The 7,963-nt window shown below is 63.8% G+C and carries 8 protein-coding genes; 3 read left to right on the forward strand and 5 right to left on the reverse strand.

What is annotated here, in order from left to right; translation table 11 throughout:
- Nucleotides 1-2 precede the first annotated feature (2 nt).
- The gene (locus tag AAGD32_13145; protein ID MEM8875189.1) at nucleotides 3-1,013 is read left to right on the forward strand and encodes a PHB depolymerase family esterase; all 1,011 of its coding nucleotides are present in this window, start codon (nucleotides 3-5) and stop codon (nucleotides 1,011-1,013) included.
- Here the strand turns inward: AAGD32_13145 and AAGD32_13150 are convergent.
- The 5 genes from AAGD32_13150 to AAGD32_13170 form a co-directional block, all read right to left on the reverse strand.
- Nucleotides 1,010-2,353: a DEAD/DEAH box helicase gene (locus AAGD32_13150; GenBank protein ID MEM8875190.1), complete on the reverse strand. Its 1,344-nt coding sequence runs from the start codon at nucleotides 2,351-2,353 to the stop codon at nucleotides 1,010-1,012. The genes AAGD32_13145 and AAGD32_13150 overlap by 4 nt on opposite strands.
- A gap of 218 nt (nucleotides 2,354-2,571) precedes the next feature.
- Complete coding sequence (locus tag AAGD32_13155; protein ID MEM8875191.1) at nucleotides 2,572-4,347, reverse strand: SulP family inorganic anion transporter; 1,776 nt, start codon at nucleotides 4,345-4,347, stop codon at nucleotides 2,572-2,574.
- Nucleotides 4,348-4,457: 110 nt separating this feature from the next.
- Nucleotides 4,458-5,249: a LuxR C-terminal-related transcriptional regulator gene (locus AAGD32_13160; protein MEM8875192.1), complete on the reverse strand. Its 792-nt coding sequence runs from the start codon at nucleotides 5,247-5,249 to the stop codon at nucleotides 4,458-4,460.
- 79 nt (nucleotides 5,250-5,328) lie between these two features.
- Nucleotides 5,329-6,120: a GNAT family N-acetyltransferase gene (locus AAGD32_13165; GenBank protein ID MEM8875193.1), complete on the reverse strand. Its 792-nt coding sequence runs from the start codon at nucleotides 6,118-6,120 to the stop codon at nucleotides 5,329-5,331.
- Nucleotides 6,110-6,949, reverse strand: coding sequence for a LuxR C-terminal-related transcriptional regulator (locus AAGD32_13170; GenBank protein ID MEM8875194.1), 840 nt, complete (start codon nucleotides 6,947-6,949; stop codon nucleotides 6,110-6,112). Before AAGD32_13170 ends, AAGD32_13165 begins: the two co-directional genes overlap by 11 nt.
- A 232-nt stretch (nucleotides 6,950-7,181) precedes the next feature.
- Between AAGD32_13170 and AAGD32_13175 the strand changes: the two genes are divergently transcribed.
- Together AAGD32_13175 and AAGD32_13180 are read left to right on the forward strand one after the other, a co-directional pair.
- The gene (locus tag AAGD32_13175) at nucleotides 7,182-7,643 is read left to right on the forward strand and encodes a response regulator (GenBank protein MEM8875195.1); all 462 of its coding nucleotides are present in this window, start codon (nucleotides 7,182-7,184) and stop codon (nucleotides 7,641-7,643) included.
- 35 nt (nucleotides 7,644-7,678) lie between these two features.
- On the forward strand, nucleotides 7,679-7,963 hold a 285-nt coding region (locus AAGD32_13180; GenBank protein MEM8875196.1), incomplete at its 3' end, for a co-chaperone GroES.

Consider the following 7,963-nt stretch of genomic DNA (forward strand, 5'->3'; position numbering starts at 1 on the left):
CCATGTTTGCAACGCTCCTCGCGTCGGCGCTCCTGGCATTCATCGGCCAAGCTCCAGCCGAAACCGGGTCACGAGACGTGACCTTCGAGAACCGCGCGCCATCGTCGGAGCCGACCGAGTTGGTCCGGCGTTTCGCGTGGCCCGGGCAATGGCGGACGCAGCAGCAATATGAGCTCGCCAACGAACGCTTCCATTTACGCGTGCCCGACACCCGCGAGCCGAACGGCGAACCGTTCGGCTTGCTGGTGTGGATCTCACCCACGCCGGACGGACGCGTCCCGCCCAACTACGAAGCGGCACTCGACAAGCACCGCTTGATCTGGGTCAGCGCCCACAACACCGGCAACGACCGCAACCTGATGCAGCGGCTCGGGCTTGCGCTCGACGCGGCCTACAACGTTCCGTTCCAATACGACATCGACCCGGAACGCGTGTATGTCGCCGGCCTCTCCGGCGGCGGTCGATGTGCAAGCCATCTCGGCGTGAACTACTCGGACATCTTCCGCGGTGCCCTGCCGATCATCGGCTGCAACTTCTATCGCGAAGTCGAGCCGCCATCCCGACCGGGCAAGCTATGGCGCGCGTTTCATGCCCCGACACCCGGCATGAAGAAGCTCGCCGCCATGCAGCCGCTCGTCATCGTCACCGGCAGCGGCGACGGCAACCGCGAGCAATGCCACACCTACGCCCAAGCTTACGAGGCCGACGGCTTCACGGCGGTGACGTACATCGAGGTTCAGGGCATGGGTCATACCTACCCGCCGGCCGAAACGTTCGACAAGGCGCTCGGTCATCTCGACGAACGCGACGGACCGGACGAAGCAACACTCAAGCGCCACGACCTCGCCGACCGCCGGCTCGACGACGCACTGGCCGATCTCGAGGACAAACCGTTGGTCGGCAAACGGAAGCTACGCGGCTTGGCCCGCAGCATGCCAGACACGCCGGCCGGCCGACGTGCCCGATTCATAGCCGACCGACTCGATGTCGGCTTGCCGATCGAGCAAGACTAGCGCGTCGCGGCTTTGCGGGGACCACGCCGCTTCGCCTTGCCGGCTTGGCCGCGGTGGTGCGGTTTCTTCGGACCCTTTTTCTTCGGCGCCTTGCCGGTTCCGGCGCCGCCGCCGGCGAGATGCTCGAGCGGATGAGACGCACGTGGAGCCTTCGCGGCCTTCGGCTTGCCGCTCGGACCTTGCGGCTTCATCGGAACGCGCTGCTTGCCGTCGGTGTACGGGTGCCGGCTGTCGACCTCGATCTCCCGACCCAAGAGCTTTTGGATCGCCTTCAGGTGCTCACGTTCCTCGGCGTTGCAAAAGCTCAACGCCTTGCCATACGCCCCGGCCCGACCGGTTCGGCCGATGCGGTGGACGTACGTCTCGGGTTCGTGGGTCAGGTCGTAGTTGATCACGTGCGTAACGCCGTCGACATCGATACCGCGAGCGGCGACATCGGTCGCGACCAGCAACGGCACTTTGCCGGCCTTGAACGTGTCAAGGGCGCGCTGACGCTGGTTCTGGTTCTTGTTGCCGTGGATGGAAACGGCGTGATGGCCACGCTGTTTGAGTTGGCGGACGATGCGCTCAGCCCCGTGTTTCGTTCGGCTGAAGACGATCCCGCACTTCACGCCATACTGCTTGACGACGTGCGCGAGTAAATCAGGCTTGTCCTCCTTTTTGACGAAGAAGATCGACTGATCGATCTGGTCGGCCGCGACCTCCTCGCCTTTCACTTCGATCCGCTCTGGGCTATTCATCAGCTCGGCGACGAGTTTCTTGATCGTCGGCGGCACGGTCGCGCTGAACATCAGCGTCTGCCGCTTGGCCGGGATGTACGAGGCGATCTTGCGCACCGCCGGGATGAAGCCCATGTCGAGCATCCGATCGGCTTCGTCGAGCACGAACATCTTCACGTCGTGGAGTTTGACGAAGCCCTGGTCGATGAGGTCCATGAGCCGACCGGGCGTGGCGATGACGATGTCGACGCCGGCCTTGAGCGCGCGGGTTTGTTTGTGCTGGTTGACGCCGCCGTAGAGCACGACATGCCGTAGGCCAAAGCCGTGACCGTAGGCCGAAAGGCTGTTGGCGATCTGCGTGGCAAGTTCCCGCGTCGGGCAAAGGACCAAGCCGCGGATCTTGCGTGGGCCCTTTGCCTTGCCAAGTCGCTGGAGCATCGGCAGGGTGAAAGCGGCGGTCTTGCCGGTACCCGTTGGTGCACTGGCGAGAACGTCACGGCCGCTAAGGACTCGCGGAATCGCCTCGGCCTGGATCGGCGTCGCGCGGGTGTAGCCCTCGGCATCAACGTTGGTTAGGAGTGTCTGATCGAGCCGTAGCTCGCGAAAGGTGATGTTGGACAAAGCGTGTTTCTCGGTCGGTGTCTCGTGGCACGCACGTCATGCCCGGCCGATCGGTCGGCGAGTACTCATGGCCCGTGCGTGGTGACTGGCCTCAACGTTTTCGAGGGCCGCAATCACGCGGGGACATCGAACGAATGCGAAGAAAACAGTCGCGTCCGCCGAACAGCATTCGGCCGACGCGAACAGCATAGGCACACGCGATCAACAAGCGCGTGCGTTCAACCCAAACGGTCCGTCGCGACGTGGTACTGAGGGTCTTCGCTCAGATTCACCTCGACAAGATCGTCAGCGCGGTCAAGCAGCTGTCGGCACTCGTCGCTCAGGTGCGTCAGGTGCAAGCGTTTGCCCTCTGCCTTGTAGCGGTCGGCGATTTTGTTGATCGCTTCGAGACCGCTCTGGTCGTAGACGCGCGTGTAGTAGAAGTCGATCACGACATCGTCAGGGTCGTGCCGGGGATCGAAGCTGTCGTTGAAGTGCGTGACGCTGCCGAAGAAGAGCGCGCCGTGGAGCTGGTAGATCTTGCTGCCGGCGTCGTTGTACTTGATGTCGACGCCCAAGTGCAGCGCGTGCCGCCAGGCGAACACAAGCGCACTGACCGCGACGCCGAGAATGACGGCCGTTGCCAGATCGTGCATAAACACGGTGTAGAGCGTGACTAGCAGCATGACGAAGATGTCGGCCGCGGGCACCTTGCGCCACATCTTGAGCGTCGCCCACTCGAAGGTGCCGATGACGACCATGAACATCACGCCGACCAGCGCGGCCATCGGGATCAGCTCGATCATCGGCGCGAGCACCAACACGAACAGCAGCAGCATGCACGCCGCGACGATGCCGGAGAGTCGGCCGCGCCCGCCGGAGTTCACGTTGATGAGCGACTGACCGATCATCGCGCACCCGCCCATGCCGCCGAAGAGACCGGTGGCTACGTTCGCGACGCCCTGCCCGACGCATTCCTTGTTCCCCCGGCCGCGTGTCTCGGTGATCTCGTCGACCAGCGTCAGCGTCATCAACGATTCGATCAAGCCCACTCCTGCCAACACAAGCGAGAACGGCAGGATGATCCAAAGCGTTTCGCCGAGATTGGTCAGCTTGTACGGCTCGAAGGTCGACGCGTCGATCGACCAGTCCTCGGTGAAGAAGAACGGCCGGGGGATACCTCCGTCGAGACCGACCGTATCGGCGGTGACCGGTGCGATCACCTCCGCAACTTCGGCTTCGGTGAGAGCCAGTTCTTCGTCAACCGGCACAACCGCCAGGCCCTCGGGCAACTGATCTTCGTTGAACTCGGCGAGCGTCACACCCACCTTCTCCGTCGCGGCGACCTTGACCACCTGACCCTGGGTGTTGGTCACGAGCATGTCCCGCACCGTCGGCGCGAGGTTCTCCCCATCGGTCGCCGCGTTGATGCCCAAGGCCAACAGCGTCACCGTCACGATCGCCACCAGACTCGACGGCACCGCCCTGGTGAGCTTCGGCAAGCCCCAGATGATCAGCATCGTGAATGCGACCATGCCGAGCATCACGCCCAGCTTCGCGCCGGTCATGAACTGCAACGCCCCATCGTCGCCGAGGACCTTGAAGCTGCTGACCTGTGCCAGTCCGATGACGATGGCAAGGCCGTTGACGAAGCCGAGCATGACCGAGTGCGGCACGATGCGGATGAGCTTGCCCAGACGCAGCAACCCGACCGTGATCTGAATGAGCCCCGCGAGAATGACCGCCGGGAACAGGTACGCCAGCCCCTTGTCCGCCACGAGCGCGACGACGACCACGGCCATCGCCCCGGTCGCCCCGCTGATCATGCCCGGCCGACCGCCAAGCACCGCCGTGATCAGCCCCATGAAAAACGCCGAGTACAACCCGATCAGCGGCGATACGCCTGCCACGAACGCGAAAGCCACCGCCTCGGGCACCAACGCCAGCGCGACGGTCAGTCCGGAAAGCGTGTCATCCTTTGCGTTGGCCGTGTGCTTGCGAAAGAAATCGATCATCAGGGGCCGGCATGGTTGGACCGGACCCGGTGCGTGTCCATGACCGCCGTTGGATGTTTAAATGGTCCATCAAACCGAGACCGATCCCAGCCCCAAACCGCCGCCCTGGTTCACCGGATCATCTCTCGATCGATGAACCGTGCCATTAGTTCGCCGCGGCTGTTGACGCTGAAGTGGCGGTAGATCGCGCGGACGTGGTTGTGGACGGTTTCGACGCTGCGGTGCATTTCACGGGCGACCTCCTTTTCGCTCAAGCCCCGAAGAAGCAAACGCAGCACGTCCTGCTGTCGCGGACTCAGGTCGCCGACGCCGAGCTGACTCACGGCGAACATCTCACGGTCGATGAGCGGCGCGATCGCCTGCATCATCAGGAAAATCAGGTCACGATCGCCTTCGGTGAACGCGGGTTGGTCCGGCGTCCGCAGGACGTGGAGTTGGACCATGTGACCGCCGTGGTCGAGCCGCCATGCGGCCGAGCAAATGTCGTCCCAGCCCGCCGGCTCGAGGTGTTGGGGCAAAAACGTCTCTTCGTACCAATCAGGTCGATCCTCACGGAACAGCGAAACGGCCGGGCCATCGTTGAGGATCTTCGCCTGTGTCACGCGCCACATCGGCTCGCAAAGGTCGACGATCTGTTGCATCTGATCGAGCGATCGCGGCTCGAGGCGCTCGAAGTTGGCCCCGACCCAGACCCGGTCGATGACCCGCGGGCACGGTAGCCGTTCGAGTTGATCGAAAAGCAACATGGTCACGTCGGCGTCACGGTGCATGAGCCGGCGCAGTTCGGCGAGCATGGTCTCGACGCGGGCTCGACCGGTGGTCGGCAAATCAAGCGCGGCATTGAGCGCTCTTAACACCGCAGCCGCGTCGGAGACGTGCAGTGATGGCGTCCGTTCGGACATGATTTCACCTTACGATTCATCCTAACAAGACGCACAAGGTTTGTGGGCACGCCGATCGAGCGGATCGACGTAACACAGGTCAGCCGTGCGGCTTGGTGAATTCGAATCGTACAAATCCGAGGGTGAATCCGAGCCGTTCCACGTTGCGTGCGGTGGGGCCGGCCGGTTCGGAGCCGATCGTCGCGACGGCGCAACCGGACGCATTGGCCGCACGGAGCCGGGCGATGATCAACGCCCGCTGCACGCCTCGGCGCCGGACGCTGGGTAAGGTCGCCCCGGCGAAGAGCGCGGCCACGGGGTCGGCCGTTTCCAGCCCGGCGGTACCGACCGGCACGCCGTCGATCTCCGCGACGAACAGCCTCGATCGCGGATGCTCCATGACACGCCTTGTTTCCTCCGCTTCAGCAGCGGTCGGCTCGGCCTGCTCATCACCGCAAGCGGCACGATGCGAAAGCAGCAGCCATGCCTCACCCGCCTCGGCGCGCGACACTTCCCGGACAACGATCGATGCGTCGGGTTCGGGGAGTTTCGCCGGCAGGTCCAGACGATACACATCGTCGATGTCGCTCATGCGATACCCGGCTTCGGCCAGCACCGGCAACGCCGGCATTGCGACGGTGTGCGCGAGGTCGAGTTGCGCCGGCACGCCGCGCTCGGCGTAGAACGCCGTCACTTGCTCCAACACCTCGGCATCGATCGGACCACGATGTCCGAGCCCGTGCGTGTTGTTCATCCATGAACCGGGGTGTAGATAACACGCTGCTCCGCCGTTGATGTCGATGTGCTCATAAGTCAGCTCGGTCATCACTCGCACGATGCGAAGCTGCTCGGCTTCGGCGATCCCGGCCGGCTTCGATAGGTCAACCGACATCGCCAACCCCTTCGAGTACGCGGCGGTCGATGAACTTCGCCATCAACTCACCGCGACTGTTGACCTCGAACCTTTGGTAGATCGCGCGGACGTGATTATGCACCGTCTCGACGCTCCGATGGAGGGCGCGAGCGACCTCCTTCTCGCTCATACCGGTGAGCAGGTGCCGAAGCACATCGGTCTGTCGCGGGCTCAGACCGCCGAACGTCTCGGGCGTTTCGTCGCGAAACATCTCCCGGTCGATCAGCGGCGCGACGGCGCAGACCATGAGTTCCATGAGCTCTCGCTCGGCCGGGCCGAACGGCGGATACGTCTCCTTGCGCAAGACGATGAACTGCACGAGGCGGTCGCGGCGATCAATCCAGCCGGCACAGAGGATGTCGGCCCAACCGTGGGGGACGAGGAACTGCTCACGCATCGTCTCAAACCACCCACCGCCGCCATGATCTTCGGAGTAGACCGCCACGCACGGGGACGGCCGGTTTTGCTTGAGTTTGGCACGGAAGATGTCCCACATCCCCGCCCCCGCATCGGCCGCATCCTGAACCGCGGCATCATCCCGCGGCTCGATCTCCTCGAACGTCGGCCCATACCAAACCCGCCGAGCGATCTTCGGCACCGGCTTGCGTCCCAGGTCTTCGTACAGAATCGTCTCCAGGTCCGCCTCGTAGCCGAGGAGCGTTTGCAGTTCGCGGAGCAGGACACGGACCTTTTCTTCACCGTCGGCGGTCGGCCCGTCCGTGGAGGCGACCTGATTAAGTGCGGTGACGACGCGGGCGGCTTGGGCGACGGAGATGACGGCTCTCCCCCCGGCAGATTCGATCGACATGAGCGGAGCATACATCTGTCACCGGCCAGACGGATCGCCGAAAAACTCCCGCGACAACCGCACTGATGCGCCGCTGTCAAACCGGCAGACCGTCGGGAATCGCTCGTCAGCATGGCAGCGGCTCGCACCTGCTCGGAACCTCCCGGATCGGCGTTCCTGGCTCGTCAGGGCCGATCATCCGGGTCCGATTGATTGCCGCAGATGTGGCACACGGCTTGTTTTGCTGTTCGCCATGTCGCCACGCGTGCGCCATCCCGACCCCGAAGCGTCCAGCGCCAAGGCCGCCCGGCTGACCGTACTGCTCGGCGACTCACGGCCCGCGTGGCATCGGCAGGTCGACACGCTGCTTGAGCCCCAAGGCGTTCGCACCGTCTCGGCCTTCTCGGGACGTGACGTGATGGATGCCCTCGAGCGTCCTGCGGACCGCGTGCATGTGGCGGTGCTCGATGAAAACCTCGAAGGCATGGGCGGCTTGCAAATCGCCCGCGTTCTCTGCGAGAAGCCCGGCTCGCCGCCGATCGTGTTGCTCGCCGATGCCGCCACCGGGCGCAACGTCTTGCAGCAGGCGCTGGCCCTGCGTGTCTTTTCGGTTCTGAACAAACCCGTCGAGCTCAACGCCCTGCTCGACACTCTTGCTCGCCTTGTCCGTCGCCACTATGGCAACCAATGGCCCGGCGACGCGTCACGAAACTAACTTTCAAACTCAACTTCCCTTTGGAGACCCCACCCATGGCAAAGCTTCGTCCCCTCGGCAACAACATTCTCGTCAAGCGCTCCGATGCCGAGACCACCACCAAGTCCGGCATCGTTCTGCCCGAGTCCGCGAAGGAAAAGCCCAAGCGCGGCACAGTCCAGGCCGTCGGCGCCGGCAAGAAGCTCGACAACGGCGAACTCGCCGAACTGCAGATCAAAAAAGGCGACCAGGTCCTCTTCACCAGCTACGCCGGCACCGAGATCAAACTCGACGGCGAAGAGCTGCTCATCATGAGCGAGGATGACGTGCTGGCGGTGGTC

The sequence above is a fragment of the Planctomycetota bacterium genome (assembly GCA_039182125.1).
Taxonomy (GTDB): domain Bacteria; phylum Planctomycetota; class Phycisphaerae; order Tepidisphaerales; family Tepidisphaeraceae; genus JBCDCH01.

What these genes read in the sequence shown, in the direction of transcription:
- AAGD32_13145 (MEM8875189.1), top strand. Translation starts at nt 3, where the DNA reads ATGTTTGCAACGCTCCTCGCGTCGGCGCTCCTGGCATTCATCGGCCAA.
- AAGD32_13155 (MEM8875191.1), bottom strand. Translation starts at nt 4,347, where the DNA reads ATGATCGATTTCTTTCGCAAGCACACGGCCAACGCAAAGGATGACACG.
- AAGD32_13160 (MEM8875192.1), bottom strand. Translation starts at nt 5,249, where the DNA reads ATGTCCGAACGGACGCCATCACTGCACGTCTCCGACGCGGCTGCGGTG.
- AAGD32_13165 (MEM8875193.1), bottom strand. Translation starts at nt 6,120, where the DNA reads ATGTCGGTTGACCTATCGAAGCCGGCCGGGATCGCCGAAGCCGAGCAG.
- AAGD32_13170 (MEM8875194.1), bottom strand. Translation starts at nt 6,949, where the DNA reads ATGTCGATCGAATCTGCCGGGGGGAGAGCCGTCATCTCCGTCGCCCAA.
- AAGD32_13175 (MEM8875195.1), top strand. Translation starts at nt 7,182, where the DNA reads ATGTCGCCACGCGTGCGCCATCCCGACCCCGAAGCGTCCAGCGCCAAG.